Consider the following 14,241-nt stretch of genomic DNA (forward strand, 5'->3'; position numbering starts at 1 on the left):
GCGAAAATGACCTAGTAATTACGATGCAATCAGCAAGGTTTTCAGGCAACTCTTTGCTAGCATCACGCCAATTAATCATTACCCACCTCCGTTATTGTTATAACGGAATCGTCTAAGCCGCTCCAATAATAATCAATAATTTCTATTCCACTGCTTCCGTCAATGTTGCAATACCCTTCTTCGTCTTCAAATTTTGATATCAAATGTTTAACACTAAAACATCCTTCAACAATCAGGCAAAATGCTTTATCTGCAATCAGTTTTATGCCAACACGAATAATATTTCCGTCATACGCATCTAATCGATCATCGCCGTCAGTCCAAAAGTTGTTCATTTCGTGAAAAATTTCTTCAATATTTTTTTTGTGATCTAACTGAATTGTAATTGTAAAAGCATTGTTCCACTCTAATTCATATGTTTTTTTACTCACTTAAACCTCGCTTATAATTAACTCTTACATTCCCACAGCGAAACGGCACAATAAGAATCAAACAGGTATCAAAATTACAACTACCTTTTGGCTTTTCGCCGTTCGGTAACAAATATTGATAACGTCCATCCGGAATGTAAATAATGCAATTTTTGCCGTGTACGTTTTCGCTCCACGCAGTGGTAATAGGAGTGTAGGGCAGGACCATTAAAACTTGCTTGCTCCACTTATTCACTTGCTCAAGTGCTTTTTGGAAAAACTCCCATTTCCGCGAAAAGGGTGGATTACAAAATGAGGTGTTACTTTGGTTACCAGACAAAAACCATAAATTACTCTCTAACGCATTGTCAGATTCTGTTATATAACAAGTTGCGCTATTTATTTTCACATCTTCATTTGAGCAACATACATCAGTATCAAAGCTTTTTATGTTCAGTAATTTCAGCGCATCATTGATTAATAACTCTGATGTTCGCCAGTAATCCTTGTTTTGCTTCTCTGTTTGTGATTTGTTTAGAATAGCCATTTTAAAAACTCTCTGATGTAGTAATTTGGGTGGGCGTCACTCTGTCGCCAACGGCGTGACTACCGTCTATCAAACAATACGGCTTGTATATTTCAAACTAGTGCGCTAGCTGAAAGGAGGACAGGTCTCTGCTAACACTAATTATCAACGCATATACCAGACGTTATTTTTAGCTTGCTGTTATACCTAGTTTTTTATTTAAATCTTCAACGACAACGGCAGGTAAATTGGTTTTTGTGATATCCACTTGTATACCGTCTAAAAAATTAACTGATTCTGGCCATATCTCTTGTAATTTTTTGAGAGTTGCACAGCTATTTAAGATAGCCATAATTTCATGCTCTAAATCATTTTTTTGTTTTTCTAAGTTTTCGATCTGGTTCTGTAATGATAAAAACCGTTTTGAAAACTCATGATCGGCGGTGTACATCGGGTACTCTTTTAATTCATAAAAAACCCGCTCAGACGGTAATGTTAGCCATGTGTTTAACCCATTAAAATAACATCTCACGTGGTTGTAAGTGTAAAAAACACTACCTCTGTCAAATGGCAGCTCTGTAGCGCGAGCTTTTAGCTCATCCGCTTCTTTGATCTGCTCAGCAGTTACGTTATCGTAATAAACGTCAAGTGCCAATTTAGATAAATTTTCATTTGCTAGTTCTAGCTCTTTAGTTACTGGTGATTGTTCAATTGCATTTTTACAAATTTGTTCTTTGATATTTTTAGTTAATCTTGTCATGATTTTTTCCTTTAAAAAACGTCACTTGGACGGTTATTAACTTAATTAAGATATGTTTTGAAACGTTAATCTTTTATGAAGTGCTCTGACTTTTTCAACATCATTAGCGCAGTAGTCTGCAACTTGTTTTAATTTTCCATCCTGCACAAAATCCCAAACTTTAGAGCCGTCTATCTCGTCGCCTTTTGGTGGTATACCAAGCGACAAACAAATTTCATTCAGCGATACGTAATTACGTTTACCTGCCCATTCCGTCATTGTGTCGAATATATACATATTGTTATATGATTTACTATTGAGTGGTAAAAACGCCGGTGGTTTTATACCTAACACAATTGCACGTTGATAAATAAAGCGCAGGTCAAAGTTTTCGATATTGTGACCAATAAAATGTGGTGTTATGTCTGCACTTGGTCTATAACACTCAATCAAGTCATTAAAAAATGATTGTAATATTTGTTTTTCAGATGATGCCCAATCATCAAAATAAATTACCTTTACATCTCCGTCGTTGATTGCATAACCAATACAAACAATTTGACCGAAACCGCCATTTAAAGCGGTTTTTCGATATGTTGGTTCTTTGTTTTCTTCAATCCAAGCGCTTATCGCTTCGGGTTTTTTATAATTTGCCGGCGCTGTTAAATTGCTTTGAATATAGTTTTTTATATTGTCAGACTGTGTTGGAATTGTTTCTATATCGAAATAAATATTAAACTGTCTCATTATTTTCACCTTCTGAAAGCTTTATCTTTAACTGATTGTAGTGCTCTATAACTTCTTCTTGCTCACTGCATCCACGTAAGTTATTAAAACTAATAGCGAACAATTTCTGCAGTTCATCCAAAGATGAAATATTAGAGGTCTTTTCTTTGAAATTATTAACTTCCGCCTGCTCTTTTGTAACACCGTTATTTAACCACGCCAGTAATTGCTCGCCAGTTTCTGATGTAATCTTAAAAATTTTGCCGTCAAATAACCGCGTTCTATCTTTTGTTGATGTTGCATTGTGATTAATATCAATATCAAACATGACAGTGAATTCATATTCCATTCCGTCGCGCTGAATCGGTGCCATGCCCACTTTCTTTGGAGCTTGTTTACCGTTATCATTAACTTGTAGCACATATTCTTGCTTACTTCGCATTGTTGCGATAATGTGACATGGACTTGCTAGCATTGCATTAACTAGCGCATTATGCTCCGGCGTGATGCTTCTCCAAGCTGTGTAGCCATTTCCCTTACCGCTATCTGCGATTTTCCCTTGTTTATCCAATAAACCGCCATCGCCTGCCCATGCGTGAGAAAGACTATCGATAATAATTACGTCATAATTAGCTTGCTCGAACGCCTTAATTGCCTGTAGATATTTATCAATAGTGTAGGGGGCTTCAATTTGAATAATGTCATAGTCGCCCAAATCAGCATATAAATCACCGCTACCTTGTTCTGTGTCAATTAACCCTACCTTTTGACCCAGCCCAAAAGCTAACAGCAATGATGAGTAAGTTTTACCTGCGCCACTGGGTGCTGCTATACCCAATCTTAATTTTGCTTTTTTTCTAACCGCTTTTCTAATCTCTACCATATCGAACCTCATTTAAATGTGTGTCGTTTTCTTGTTTTTGAACAAGTAAGTTTGCTAATTCTGTTAAATCAATTCTGTACGCTTCTGCTATATCAATAATCATTCTTGATTGAATTGGTAGTGAGCTATATACTTCTTCCCATGTCATCATCTTTACTCCGTCGCCACTTCTAACATCCAGCGAATCAGCATAAACAATCCGCCCAATGTCAAAAAGTAGGTGCAAAAAAGGGCGTACATTTGCTCGCCCTTGGTCATTTTGTAATTTAGCCTGAATCGGTCTGTGTCATGTACATTACAGCCGACGTAATCAATTGGTATTGTGTTCATTTAAACGTCCCCTGGTCTTTTTGTGAGTGAGCGACGCCAGCTAACTCCGCCGATGTTTATTGCTAAAACGCTGTAGCAACCTCCCCATCCCTCATAATCAGTCCATGTGATTCTAACCTCATCAATAGAAGGCTGATGGTTAAAAAAATACACATAACCATTACTGCCCAATACTGCCCATTTCCATTTTTCATTAATCATCGCCCACATTTCACGTGAAATTGGCAACGGCGTCGGTTGCGGTGCGATGCGATATTTTATATCTAATGAAACGCAATCGCGGCCTGCTAAGCACCAATCGTTGTCATCAACTTTATATTCAACAGGTATACCCTGCATTTTTGCTAATAAAATCTGAACCATGTGTTCTTCATGTTCATTCTGTGGTGTTAATTTTTCCATTATTCATTCCTCAATTCTTCGAAAAACCAATCTGTTATGCATTCTAAATTGCATTCTAAAGAGCTTCCAGCATCGAAATCATCTTGAACCTCCCAATAAAGTCTGTACCTATCGAAGAGAGAATATGCACCAATAACTACTGGTAGTTCTTGTTGAATTTGATCCGATATAAACGGCGCCTGTACATTGTCTAACCATCTAATATTTGCATCCAAGCAAGCATTTAGTACTAATGCGAGTTCATGCTCAGTTTTACATCTTACATACCAATCTAGTCGTATTAATCGCTCAATAATCTTTTTACTTGTCATTTTTTACCCCCGTAATTTAAACATCATCTGGCCTTTTTGTGAGTGACAACCTCCAGTTTATTCCTTCTGTGCTTATCGCTAACACACTGTCACAACCATTCCACCCGTCACTATCAATCCACTCATATCTAACCTTATCAATAGAAGGTTGATGGTTAAAAAAATACACATAACCATTGCCACCCAATACTGTCCACTGCCATTCTTCAGCGATCAGCGACCACATCTCACGCGTAATAGGTAGCGGTGTTAATTTTTCCATTATTTATTCCCTATAATCGTTAACCACTTGATAATTCTGTAAAAAAGCCCGCTACTTAATTCACGGGCAAATATGCTTAAGAATAAAAGGGCGCTTTTAAGGCAGGCGCCAAGCCATTTTCGGTTTTAGAATTAAATTTAGATATATTATTCTTCTAGCGAAGATTATTGCGCTATCTAGAACGCTCATAAAATCTGGGCTGATGCTGATTTCTTTCTTTAATGCGTTTTTTGCGTCATTTAATTGAGTAGCTCCGAGTTTAGCTTTGACTGATAATACTAATTCAGCAAAATAATCTATGATGTAATCGTCATTATTTGATTGAATATTTTTAACAGCATCAGATATTAATTTGTTAGCTAACTCATTAGCTAATTTTGCTTTTTCTTTTTCCATTGAATCATCCTCTAAAAAAGCCCTCAAAAGAGGGCGAATGGATATAGATACTCGTCTTTCCGAGCTGTCAGAATTTCTTGCTATACTCAGTTTTTGCTTGTGAATAGCATATGTCGATTATAAATTGGTCATAAATTTCTTTGTCGATTGTTTTGCTTTCTAGCTTTATTTTTAGTAGCTCTACAATTTGCCAATCATTGTTGTTACCGAAATTTTTAATTAATTCTTCGGCTCTAGTCTCAATCCAATCATCTTTAGCGTCTTGCATTTCGATATCGCTCATCATTTTGCAATATGATCTTTCGTAACCGTTTTCTACAGCTCTATGTAATTGCATTTTTACACCCTTACTGGCATTAGTATTGCTATTGCTTCTTGATTCCAAAATTCAAAAACAGCAGGCTCATCACTGTTCATCGGCATGAATATTTTTACTGCAGGGAATTTTGGACTGATTATTTTTCCGACTTTTAAGATGTCACTGAGATATTCAGCATTAAAACCGATGACTGACGTGTGTTTTTTAGTGGAAAGTTTAGGTATTATCTTTTTGTAATCAGGGTAAACCCCATCAACAACCTCAATTAACCCAACCGATAAAGTTTCATCTTTTTCTGATTTGTAAAAGATTAGTCCTTTTTGTGTGTTTATTTCTGCATAATAAAATCTGGTTGGAATTTTATCTTTTATTGATACGATTACACCCGTCTTCATTTTACTTAAATGCTTTCCAACAAAAAGCTTATGCCCGTTTGTTGCTGCTAATGTTCCGTCCTTGTCAAAGAAAAGTCCATTTAAGTAGTATCTTACGTCTTGATACGCTCTAAACAATTGAGCTGACAATAATTGAGCTTTTTCAACTTTGATAATCATCTTTTTATCTCCTCTTGCCTCAAACTCAAGCGCACTCTATGAATGCGCTTTGATTTGAATACTGGTACATACCCCAGCAGGTGTTGCGCTCCCTTACTCCGCGCTATCCGTTCATCAGTTTAGAGGGAGCTAGGCATTTCGTTCTAAGATAAGCTTCGCTTTCACACTGTCTAATTGAATAACACTTTATAAGTTGTTCCGACTTTCCGAATTTTTAAAGAGCTTCAACTTTTTGTTAAGTTGATTTGTTTTGATGTGATAATAATAACTTTAGTTATCAGATTAGTCAATAACAAAAGTTATCAATATTTAAATAAAAGTTATCGATTGGCTGTTTTTTAATCAGATTGGTGTTTTTAAATTTGCGATAGGAGATTTTAGGTGTGAAAAACCGCCTAAAAGGCGGTTGGTGATAATGTGTTATTTATTTATGAAAATAAGCAATAATAGATAAAAACATCCAAGAAAAACTAATGATCCTTGCTTTCTTAGAGTATCCTGTTTTTAATGTGAACCAAGAAAAAATGCATGGTAAGAAGATAATTCCAATTATAAGTAATATACTAAGTGATTGATGTTGTAGCTTGTTTTCTTTTTTCTTTGATTCTTGTGTTGATAAGCTGTTATCTTCATTTGGATATTTAAGCTCGCTTACCTCTTCTTGCTCCTCTGCGCCATTATCTTTTATTATGGTAGAAAAAGGAATAATAGCTTTAAATACCCCAGTTTTACTCATGTCGCGAATCAGATCAAATTGATTAAAACATTCAACAACATCAACATGCTCAATATTATTAAAATTGATTGACTTCCATTCCTCTTTATTAATATTAACACTTACAAGATACTGATCTTCTATATTTCCATTTTGATTGTTTGGCCTCTGTGAGTACGCGGAAAGGGTAATTCTTTTTATTGTTGGAATCAAACTAAATACATCAGCTATTATTCTAAAAATTATAGAATGAATATGTGTCATGTATATTTTTCTTCGCTCTGTGTCAGAGATCGTTTTTACTGAAATTCTTAGAGAGTTATCTGATGCCGTATATTTTTTATTCGGGATGTCTTCAATTTCGGGCAAATCTACATCAAGAACTAAATTATCTTCATTTATCTCAAAATCGACATTAGTTTCCTTTGGAAATGAAATATTGGATAATAAAGTTACCAATTCAGAATTTATTACTTCTTCATTGCCAGAAGCTAGTAGTTCGTTGATCCTATATGCAATATCACGCTCGTTTTTATCAAACTCTTCTTTTTTTTGAGACCAATTTTTCAGTTTTTTATTATATGCAAGCTCTATAGACTCATTGAATTTTAATCGATTTTTTTCAATAAAAGGGAATATTTTGCTTAAAAATGTTTTTTCCTTTAGCTTTGCTTTTTTGGGGCGAGGCTCAGGATAATCTTTTTCATGATAAATTCTAGTATCAGAGGGTGGCATAACAGTTAAATGAAGCTTATCTAGTAAATCTAAGCCGTCATTATTTTTTTTACATGCCTGTTTAAAAAGAGAAATTAATGTTTCTTTATTGTTTTTTTTGATGCTTGTAACTATATTTTCAGGTAAATGTGTGTCGTCAATTGGGTTCAAATATTCAACAGATCCGTCTTCGTTTATCCTAACTTTTACCGAAATATGATCCGATATTGCTTTTTTAGTTGTTTGTTTTTGTTTAACATTTTTTTTACTTGATAACTTTGTACGATATGATAAACCACTCCCGGGTAAACTTAAATTACTATATGCTCCTTTTTTCCCTATGGTTAACGAAGCACCTCTTCCTCCTAGACTAACACTAGCCCCATTTGAACTTAAATTTAGTTTTACGCCTGGAGCTATCTTTATCCTTTTTCTAAATCTAACCGCCATAATTATTACCTTTCCTTTCTGAGTATTCTATGCTTAATAACCGCCGAAGCGGTTGATTGAGTTTTTAGGTTGTAACATCATGAACATCGATAAATCTTGATGATTTAACAATAGCTGCTACATACATAACCTTATCCACTAAATCATCATTGATTGTAATTGGTGGATGATCTTGGTTAATACTAGTGAAGCGATATTCAGAATCTCGATGATACTCAAGTTTTTTTATCATATTTCTTCCATCTTTCAGTCTTACAAACACTTCATCACCTGATGTGGGCATAACTTTGGGTTCTATAACAACAAATTCTCCAGAATTAATTCTTGGGAACATCGAATCACCTTTAACTCGCAACCCGAACGCGCTTGGGTCGTCACTATAAAATTTCAAATATCCATTTAAAGACTCGTCCATTTCAAAAGCTCCATTAGCCCCCATTACAGCCTCTCCCTTAACTTTCACTGCTCCATTTTTAACTGTACCTATAAATTCAAATTGTTGATCATCCAGTCCAGAATCTCCTTTCCCAGAAGACAACCACTCTAAATTTACTTTTAGAGCCTGAGCTAACTCAGATATTTTTCTAAAACTTTTTGACTCACCCGCCACTAATTTTCTGATCGCTGGTTGAGAAACATTAACTGCCTTAGCTAAATCGTGCTGTGATAAACCAGATTTATCAAATGCAATTTTAAAACGCTCATTAAATGTATTCATAAAGACTCCTTGTGTTTTGATTATATAACTTTTGTTATAAAAAATAAAAAAACATAAGTTATCACAATGTTGACTTAATCAATAACTTTAGTTATCATTGTCTTAGTTTTAAATAAGGAGGGCGAAATGGAGCCTTTAAAAAAAGCAATAATCGCCGCTGGAGGACAGAGAGAATTAGCTCGTCTTTGCGGTGTTAGTCAAGCAGCTGTAAGTAAATGGCTGAATGGCATTAGTAAAATTGGGGAAGATAAAGCTATTTTGCTGGAGCAGGCTTTAAACGGTTTAGTAACGTGCGAAGAACTCCGCCCAGACGTCAATTGGTCAGTAATTCGAGGTCGCTCATGAGTACATTGAATAATGAAAGCACACAAAGCCAATGCAAAAATATTTTACGGCATTTGCAAAGCGGTAAAACCATTAATCCGTTACAGGCACTAGATCAATACGATTGTCTTAGGCTAGGTGCGCGTATTTATGATTTAAAACAGAGCGGATATAACATTGATAGCCGCATGGTAAAAGCAGAAAACGGTAAGAAATACGCTGAATATTCCATGAGGTTTAATTGATGAATAAGTTTATATCAAACTCATTTCAAGTGCCCAACGCTGTTATTGATGAATTAATGGCTGATATGTCAGCTAATGCGTTACGTTGTTATTTGCTCATTACTCGCAAAACTACGGGGTGGGGCAAAGCGAGCGATAAAATCAGTATATCTCAATTTATGCAATATTTAGGGATAAAAGACAAGCGCACTATTTATGCCGCTCTATCTGAATTAACAAATTTAGGTTTGATCAATGCAATTAAAAATAATGGTGAAATTACTGAATATTCGCTAGTGTTAGAAACATCAGAACCAGTAGCAAAAAATGCAGGTACAAAAAATGTCACTGGTAGCAAAAAATGCATGGAACCAGTAGCAAAAAATGTCACTACCACCAGTGACAAAAAATGTCACTCTACAAAAGACACTATTAAAAACAATATTACAAAAGAAAATAATATTGATTTTGATTTGGTCATGGATGCATACAACGATGCTGTAGAAAACAGATTACCTCAAATTCAAAAAATGACCACTGCACGAAAAAACCTAGTTAAAAAATTTTTTAAAGACAACAAAAAACTAAACATAAATGATTTGATTAACTATTTTTATGATTTTGTAGAAAGAGCACCAGCTTGGGTGTTTGGTGAAAACAAGCAAAACTGGAAGGCCAAATTTGAATACATTGTGACAGATGAAACTTATACAAAATTCAAGGAGGGTACGCTGTGAACGTGATCCCTCATGATTTAGTTGCTGAACAAGCCGTGCTTGGCTCAATGATGTTAGATTTTCAATCAGACCGCTGCCAAAAAGCGATCCGCCTATTAAAGCCGGAATCATTTTACAGCAGACATCATCAAGTTATTTTTGCTGAAATGCTTGAATTAAATCGTAAAAACTACCCGATTGATCTGATTACCTTGTCAGACAGCATGGAAGCAAAAGGGACGCTGAAAGATTGTGGTGGTTTGGCTTATCTGGCTGAATTATCCAAAAATACACCATTTATGGTGAATGTCACCGCTTACGCTGGGATCGTTCGAGATAAAGCGATTGAACGCTATACATTGCAAAAATTAAGCGACTGTAGCGCTATGATTTTTGAGAAATCAAATCTATCTACTAGCGACAAAATATCGGCTATTCATGCGCTATTTACGCAAATTGATGACTATAACAAAACTGGTAAAACAACTGGACTTAAGTCGTTAAAAACAATTGCAGATAAATGGACAGAAACCCTTGGTCAACGATTAGAAAATGCAGATAGTGCACGTGGTTTATCAACTGGAATCAAAGCATTAGATGAGAAATTAGCACCTAAAGGGTTAGTTAGAGGCTCGCTGTTTGTGGTTGGTGCTCGTCCAAAAATGGGTAAAACCACTTTCGAGATCAACATGGCTCGTCATTGTGCTATGAATGAAAAATTACCTGTGCTGATGTTTTCGTTAGAAATGCAAGATGAGCAAATGCTTGAAAATATTTTAGCTCAAGAATCCGCTGTAAATAGCAATATTTTCTATGACGGTGGACTGGGTTCGGATTCAGAATTTGCGCGCGTTATGCATCATCTCAACGAATTATCAAACACCGATAACATTTACATTGACGACACACCTGCGATCACGCTATCGCATATCCGTTCAGAAGCTCGACGAATGGCAAGAGAAAAGGGCCAAATAGGCATGATCATGGTTGACTATCTAACTCTAATGGAGAAAGAAAAAACAGGTGATGATACTCGCAATGACTTGGCTTACGGAGCAATCACAAAAGGGCTTAAAGCCTTGGCTAAAGAGCTTAATTGCGTTGTTGTTATGTTAACTCAATTGAATCGTAATCTTGAATCACGAGCGGATAAACGACCGATCCCAAGTGATAGTCGTGACACAGGGCAAATTGAGCAAGATTGTGACTACTGGGTGGGTATTTATCGTGATGCAGTTTACAACGACAACGCAGATAAAAACTTAATGGAAATTAACGTTGCGTTAAATCGCCATGGCTCAGGTAATTTCACTGTTTTTACGGGTATTAGCAATGGTCGCATTTATGAGGTTAATCAAGCTGAATCGCAGGCTAGAGCAAATCCAGAACCCGTGAAGAAAGAGCGTAAATATGCGAAAGCCGTTAGTTAACCACTGCTCCCAAGGACGTTATCACATGCTAGACAAAATAGCGTACGACTATGTGAGAGCGATAAAGAGCAGGGGAGCGAATGTGGCAAAGATTAAACAGCAGTTAGCAGAACGAGTTAAAAAATATTCAGAAGCAGATAAGGCAAAATTGAGGGAGTTGATACAGAAATGGCTGAGCGAAATAAAATTTTAGTCAATATCGATTTATTGCATGAGCTTGCAGATACGCAATTTGCGTCAATTGAGAATTATAAACAACACTTTAAAAGTCACCTAGGCTGCGGTCGATGGAATGATGAAATAAACGATTTAATCACAACGTATAACTCAGTAGCGTTTTTAATAAACAGACCATTAATAGAAAAAATAGTAAAGACGTGTGGATAGATAAGGAGTATTTGAATAAATGGCTTACAAAATAACAGCAACAATCATAAAAGAAGGACATCAACCGATAAGTTGGACTCATTTTACTAATGAAAAATTAACAGTCGAACAATGCATTGAAAAGCTGTCAAATGGTAAAAAGAATTCTTTTGGATGGAAAGTAAAAGAGCTAGTTCAGCTTGATAATTTTGAGTGCGTGAGGGTTTAAGGATGACTAAATTAACACAGCAAGAGTTAGAAAAAGAAGTAGCAAGATTAAAAAAACATCTAATTACCCCAATTCCTGTAGGGATCGAAGATTATAAAAAAAATGAGTTTGTACAAAAAATTTTAAATCAAAATGTTGATTTTATTAATTCCGCAGTAATTGCATGGCTAGCAAGAGCTGAATTAGACTGGGATCGGGGTAAGCAATGAGTGACAACGTAAAAAATCCAAAGCACTATCAAATAATCGAGGGCATCGAATCTATCGACATCATAGCACGAAGTATGACTGTAGAGCAGTTTAGAGGCTTTTGCCTCGGTAACATTCTGAAATATCGCATCAGAGCAGGTAAAAAAGATGCGTTAGAGCAAGACATTGCAAAAGCCAACGAGTACGAGAAAATTTTTGAAAATAAAAAACATCTATGCATTGACTGTGAAGTGGACGGTGAGTGGCAGGGCTATTGTAATGACTGAATTAACTCACTCTGAACTTTGTTTAATGGCTGAAAAATTTCTCAAACGTCACGGATTTGGTGTGGTTTTTCATGACCGCTATCAAGCGATGATAGAAACGGGTGAAAAGCCAGATGCCATTGGGTTTAGAAATAACGTATCGCTATTAATTGAATGTAAAGCAAGCCGTTCTGATTTTTTAGCTGATAAAAAGAAAAAATTTAGGACAAATCCAAGTTTAGGAATGGGAGATTGGCGCTTGTATTTGTGTCCGCCCGATGTGATACGAGTTGAGGATTTGCCGGCGGGTTGGGGCTTACTGTATGCGCACGGAAACAGGGTCCGCAAAATACATGGATTTCCGACAAATATCGAGTTAATTAATAATAAACCTTTTACCGGTAATAAACGCGCAGAATGCGATTTTCTATATGGCGCGCTTAGACGGATGGTAATTCGTGGGCATTTTGATGACATATACATCAAATTATAGGGTTTGTAGTAATGGCAAATAAGAAAATATTTAAACTAGTTAGCGAAACAGTAAAAAACAATTTAATTAATTTTATTCGCTCATTACCGGTTGATAGTAAAAATCCGTTAGTAGTTTGTATTCAAGAGATGACCAGAACTTTAGAGCAAAACGCTCGTATGTGGGCAACATTAACGGATATATCGAAACAAGTTAATTGGCACGGATTGACGCTAACTCCAGAAGAATGGAAGCACGTTTTTACTGCAACACTAAAAGGACAAAAAACAGTACCAAATTTGGACGGGACAGGCTTTATTGTTTTAGGTCAATCAACAAGAAGAATGAGTAAAAAAGAATTAAGTGATTTATTGGAGCTAGCATATGCATTTGGAGCCGAGAAAGGCGTTAATTGGAGCGAGCAGTCTAAGACAGATTTATTAATATTTGATTGGTACAAAGACCAATTATCAAAGGTGGCATAATGGAAATTAAATTAACAGATAAACAATTTGAGCAATTACAAACAGAGTTAATAAAAGATGTAATTAAAAGAGCGGAAGCAAGCAAAACAAGTAAGAAAAAATTTATTGATGTTGTTGTCGAGTGTTGCAGCAACGTTAAAGAAAATCAAGCAAAAACACATAAAGTTTCGATTAGTATTGACAGTATAGTGTCGTTAGAAGCTATCGAGAATTATGGTGATTTCAAATCAGCAATAGTTCTCGTTACAAATCACTACGGAGGCCCTGAGTATCTTTGCGCGTCAAGCATTGAAGAAATTAAGCAAATGATAAAAGAGGCTGAAAATAATGACTAACAAGCACAAAGAACAACTGAAACGATACGAAGAAAAAGAGCAAGAGTTAGAGCGAGCAATCGCAATAGTTAGAGAACAACGCAGAGAATACATTAATCAGCATAATTTAAACAAGGTTGAGAATGAGCAGGCTAACTAAAGAAGCAAGAGGGCGAGAGTGCACGGTTAGATTGCCGTGCTGTAATCATAATCCAGAAACTACAGTTCTAGCTCATTACAGACTGGCAGGAACGTGTGGCGTAGGTATGAAACCGAATGATTTGCAGGGCGCATGGGCGTGCTCAGCCTGTCATGATGAAATCGACCGCAGAACACGAGTATTTGAGCATGATTTTGTTAGATTAGCTCACGCTGAGGGCGTTATTAGAACACAAGATATCTTGGTTAAAGAGGGGAAAGTTAAATTATGAGACCAGCAACTTTTGCGCTCGGTAGATTGAAATCTGGGCAGATGAATAAAACTGAAACTGAGTATTATCAGTATCTAAAAACGCTTGAACAGGCTAATGAAATAATCTGGTTTAAATTTGAGGGCTTAAAATTCAAATTAGCAAATAACACAACATATACTCCCGATTTCGTGGTGATGAATAAAGATGGATTAATTGAATTGCACGAAGTTAAAGGGTTTTGGATGGATGATGCAAGGGTAAAAATAAAAGTGGCTGCCGATATGTATCCATTTAAGTTTTTAGCGATAAAAAAGAAAGCGAAAAAACTAGGTGGCGGTTGGGAAATTGAAGAATTTTAA

The 14,241-nt window shown here is 35.9% G+C and carries 28 protein-coding genes; 14 read left to right on the forward strand and 14 right to left on the reverse strand.

Features of this window, described 5'->3' with window-relative positions:
* Nucleotides 1-71: 71 nt before the first annotated feature.
* From ACYIAM_RS07025 to ACYIAM_RS07090, 14 genes are all read right to left on the reverse strand, one after another.
* Nucleotides 72-431 carry a DUF2528 family protein gene (locus tag ACYIAM_RS07025; protein WP_483747750.1) on the reverse strand — a complete coding sequence of 120 codons (360 nt, stop codon included), beginning with the start codon at nucleotides 429-431 and terminating at the stop codon, nucleotides 72-74.
* Nucleotides 424-957, reverse strand: coding sequence for a DNA N-6-adenine-methyltransferase (locus ACYIAM_RS07030; protein ID WP_483747751.1), 534 nt, complete (start codon nucleotides 955-957; stop codon nucleotides 424-426). Before ACYIAM_RS07030 ends, ACYIAM_RS07025 begins: the two co-directional genes overlap by 8 nt.
* A 169-nt stretch (nucleotides 958-1,126) precedes the next feature.
* The gene (locus ACYIAM_RS07035; protein ID WP_483747752.1) at nucleotides 1,127-1,696 is read right to left on the reverse strand and encodes an Nmad5 family putative nucleotide modification protein; all 570 of its coding nucleotides are present in this window, start codon (nucleotides 1,694-1,696) and stop codon (nucleotides 1,127-1,129) included.
* 45 nt (nucleotides 1,697-1,741) lie between these two features.
* Complete coding sequence (locus ACYIAM_RS07040) at nucleotides 1,742-2,422, reverse strand: ribonuclease H-like domain-containing protein (RefSeq protein ID WP_483747753.1); 681 nt, start codon at nucleotides 2,420-2,422, stop codon at nucleotides 1,742-1,744.
* Nucleotides 2,409-3,284 carry an ATP-binding protein gene (locus ACYIAM_RS07045; RefSeq protein WP_065560686.1) on the reverse strand — a complete coding sequence of 292 codons (876 nt, stop codon included), beginning with the start codon at nucleotides 3,282-3,284 and terminating at the stop codon, nucleotides 2,409-2,411. The genes ACYIAM_RS07040 and ACYIAM_RS07045 overlap by 14 nt, the downstream gene beginning before the upstream one ends.
* Nucleotides 3,271-3,510, reverse strand: coding sequence for a hypothetical protein (locus ACYIAM_RS07050; RefSeq protein ID WP_483747754.1), 240 nt, complete (start codon nucleotides 3,508-3,510; stop codon nucleotides 3,271-3,273). Before ACYIAM_RS07050 ends, ACYIAM_RS07045 begins: the two co-directional genes overlap by 14 nt.
* Before the next feature lie 104 nt (nucleotides 3,511-3,614).
* Nucleotides 3,615-4,016 (reverse strand): hypothetical protein, encoded by a 402-nt coding sequence (locus tag ACYIAM_RS07055; protein ID WP_483747755.1) that lies wholly within the window; start codon nucleotides 4,014-4,016, stop codon nucleotides 3,615-3,617.
* Nucleotides 4,016-4,327 carry a hypothetical protein gene (locus ACYIAM_RS07060; RefSeq protein ID WP_483747756.1) on the reverse strand — a complete coding sequence of 104 codons (312 nt, stop codon included), beginning with the start codon at nucleotides 4,325-4,327 and terminating at the stop codon, nucleotides 4,016-4,018. Before ACYIAM_RS07060 ends, ACYIAM_RS07055 begins: the two co-directional genes overlap by 1 nt.
* Before the next feature lie 16 nt (nucleotides 4,328-4,343).
* Nucleotides 4,344-4,589 carry a hypothetical protein gene (locus ACYIAM_RS07065; RefSeq protein WP_483747757.1) on the reverse strand — a complete coding sequence of 82 codons (246 nt, stop codon included), beginning with the start codon at nucleotides 4,587-4,589 and terminating at the stop codon, nucleotides 4,344-4,346.
* A 96-nt stretch (nucleotides 4,590-4,685) separates the two neighbouring features.
* The gene (locus ACYIAM_RS07070; RefSeq protein ID WP_483747758.1) at nucleotides 4,686-4,985 is read right to left on the reverse strand and encodes a hypothetical protein; all 300 of its coding nucleotides are present in this window, start codon (nucleotides 4,983-4,985) and stop codon (nucleotides 4,686-4,688) included.
* Nucleotides 4,986-5,052: 67 nt separating this feature from the next.
* Nucleotides 5,053-5,322: a hypothetical protein gene (locus tag ACYIAM_RS07075; protein ID WP_483747759.1), complete on the reverse strand. Its 270-nt coding sequence runs from the start codon at nucleotides 5,320-5,322 to the stop codon at nucleotides 5,053-5,055.
* Between the two features lie 2 nt (nucleotides 5,323-5,324).
* The gene (locus tag ACYIAM_RS07080) at nucleotides 5,325-5,858 is read right to left on the reverse strand and encodes a hypothetical protein (protein WP_483747760.1); all 534 of its coding nucleotides are present in this window, start codon (nucleotides 5,856-5,858) and stop codon (nucleotides 5,325-5,327) included.
* A gap of 424 nt (nucleotides 5,859-6,282) precedes the next feature.
* Nucleotides 6,283-7,737, reverse strand: a complete 1,455-nt coding sequence (locus tag ACYIAM_RS07085) for a DUF4236 domain-containing protein (RefSeq protein WP_483747761.1) — start codon at nucleotides 7,735-7,737, stop codon at nucleotides 6,283-6,285.
* 64 nt (nucleotides 7,738-7,801) lie between these two features.
* A complete protein-coding gene (locus tag ACYIAM_RS07090; RefSeq protein ID WP_483747762.1) occupies nucleotides 7,802-8,455 on the reverse strand; it encodes a LexA family transcriptional regulator in 654 nt (217 codons plus the stop codon).
* A 126-nt stretch (nucleotides 8,456-8,581) separates the two neighbouring features.
* On the opposite strand from ACYIAM_RS07090, the gene ACYIAM_RS07095 reads away from it, so the two are divergent.
* From ACYIAM_RS07095 to ACYIAM_RS07160, 14 genes are all read left to right on the forward strand, one after another.
* Nucleotides 8,582-8,800, forward strand: coding sequence for a YdaS family helix-turn-helix protein (locus ACYIAM_RS07095; protein ID WP_483747763.1), 219 nt, complete (start codon nucleotides 8,582-8,584; stop codon nucleotides 8,798-8,800).
* Complete coding sequence (locus ACYIAM_RS07100) at nucleotides 8,797-9,024, forward strand: helix-turn-helix domain-containing protein (protein ID WP_483747764.1); 228 nt, start codon at nucleotides 8,797-8,799, stop codon at nucleotides 9,022-9,024. Before ACYIAM_RS07095 ends, ACYIAM_RS07100 begins: the two co-directional genes overlap by 4 nt.
* Nucleotides 9,024-9,740 (forward strand): replication protein, encoded by a 717-nt coding sequence (locus tag ACYIAM_RS07105; RefSeq protein WP_483747765.1) that lies wholly within the window; start codon nucleotides 9,024-9,026, stop codon nucleotides 9,738-9,740. The genes ACYIAM_RS07100 and ACYIAM_RS07105 overlap by 1 nt, the downstream gene beginning before the upstream one ends.
* Complete coding sequence (locus ACYIAM_RS07110; RefSeq protein ID WP_483747766.1) at nucleotides 9,737-11,149, forward strand: replicative DNA helicase; 1,413 nt, start codon at nucleotides 9,737-9,739, stop codon at nucleotides 11,147-11,149. Before ACYIAM_RS07105 ends, ACYIAM_RS07110 begins: the two co-directional genes overlap by 4 nt.
* A 168-nt stretch (nucleotides 11,150-11,317) precedes the next feature.
* A complete protein-coding gene (locus ACYIAM_RS07115) occupies nucleotides 11,318-11,536 on the forward strand; it encodes a hypothetical protein (RefSeq protein ID WP_483747767.1) in 219 nt (72 codons plus the stop codon).
* Nucleotides 11,537-11,555: 19 nt separating this feature from the next.
* On the forward strand, nucleotides 11,556-11,744 hold the full coding sequence (locus tag ACYIAM_RS07120) for a DUF1187 family protein (RefSeq protein ID WP_483747768.1): 189 nt from the start codon (nucleotides 11,556-11,558) through the stop codon (nucleotides 11,742-11,744).
* Between the two features lie 2 nt (nucleotides 11,745-11,746).
* A complete protein-coding gene (locus ACYIAM_RS07125) occupies nucleotides 11,747-11,953 on the forward strand; it encodes a hypothetical protein (RefSeq protein ID WP_483747769.1) in 207 nt (68 codons plus the stop codon).
* The gene (locus ACYIAM_RS07130; RefSeq protein ID WP_483747770.1) at nucleotides 11,950-12,219 is read left to right on the forward strand and encodes a DUF3310 domain-containing protein; all 270 of its coding nucleotides are present in this window, start codon (nucleotides 11,950-11,952) and stop codon (nucleotides 12,217-12,219) included. Before ACYIAM_RS07125 ends, ACYIAM_RS07130 begins: the two co-directional genes overlap by 4 nt.
* Nucleotides 12,212-12,691 carry a hypothetical protein gene (locus ACYIAM_RS07135; RefSeq protein ID WP_483747771.1) on the forward strand — a complete coding sequence of 160 codons (480 nt, stop codon included), beginning with the start codon at nucleotides 12,212-12,214 and terminating at the stop codon, nucleotides 12,689-12,691. Before ACYIAM_RS07130 ends, ACYIAM_RS07135 begins: the two co-directional genes overlap by 8 nt.
* Nucleotides 12,692-12,702: 11 nt before the next feature.
* Nucleotides 12,703-13,155, forward strand: coding sequence for a recombination protein NinB (locus ACYIAM_RS07140; protein WP_483747772.1), 453 nt, complete (start codon nucleotides 12,703-12,705; stop codon nucleotides 13,153-13,155).
* Complete coding sequence (locus tag ACYIAM_RS07145) at nucleotides 13,155-13,490, forward strand: hypothetical protein (RefSeq protein ID WP_483747773.1); 336 nt, start codon at nucleotides 13,155-13,157, stop codon at nucleotides 13,488-13,490. Before ACYIAM_RS07140 ends, ACYIAM_RS07145 begins: the two co-directional genes overlap by 1 nt.
* Nucleotides 13,483-13,629, forward strand: coding sequence for a hypothetical protein (locus ACYIAM_RS07150; protein ID WP_483747774.1), 147 nt, complete (start codon nucleotides 13,483-13,485; stop codon nucleotides 13,627-13,629). Before ACYIAM_RS07145 ends, ACYIAM_RS07150 begins: the two co-directional genes overlap by 8 nt.
* Nucleotides 13,613-13,900, forward strand: coding sequence for a DUF1364 domain-containing protein (locus tag ACYIAM_RS07155; RefSeq protein ID WP_483747775.1), 288 nt, complete (start codon nucleotides 13,613-13,615; stop codon nucleotides 13,898-13,900). Before ACYIAM_RS07150 ends, ACYIAM_RS07155 begins: the two co-directional genes overlap by 17 nt.
* Nucleotides 13,897-14,241, forward strand: a complete 345-nt coding sequence (locus ACYIAM_RS07160) for a DUF1064 domain-containing protein (protein ID WP_065575894.1) — start codon at nucleotides 13,897-13,899, stop codon at nucleotides 14,239-14,241. The genes ACYIAM_RS07155 and ACYIAM_RS07160 overlap by 4 nt, the downstream gene beginning before the upstream one ends.

It is taken from the genome of Gilliamella sp. X-60, assembly GCF_057063585.1.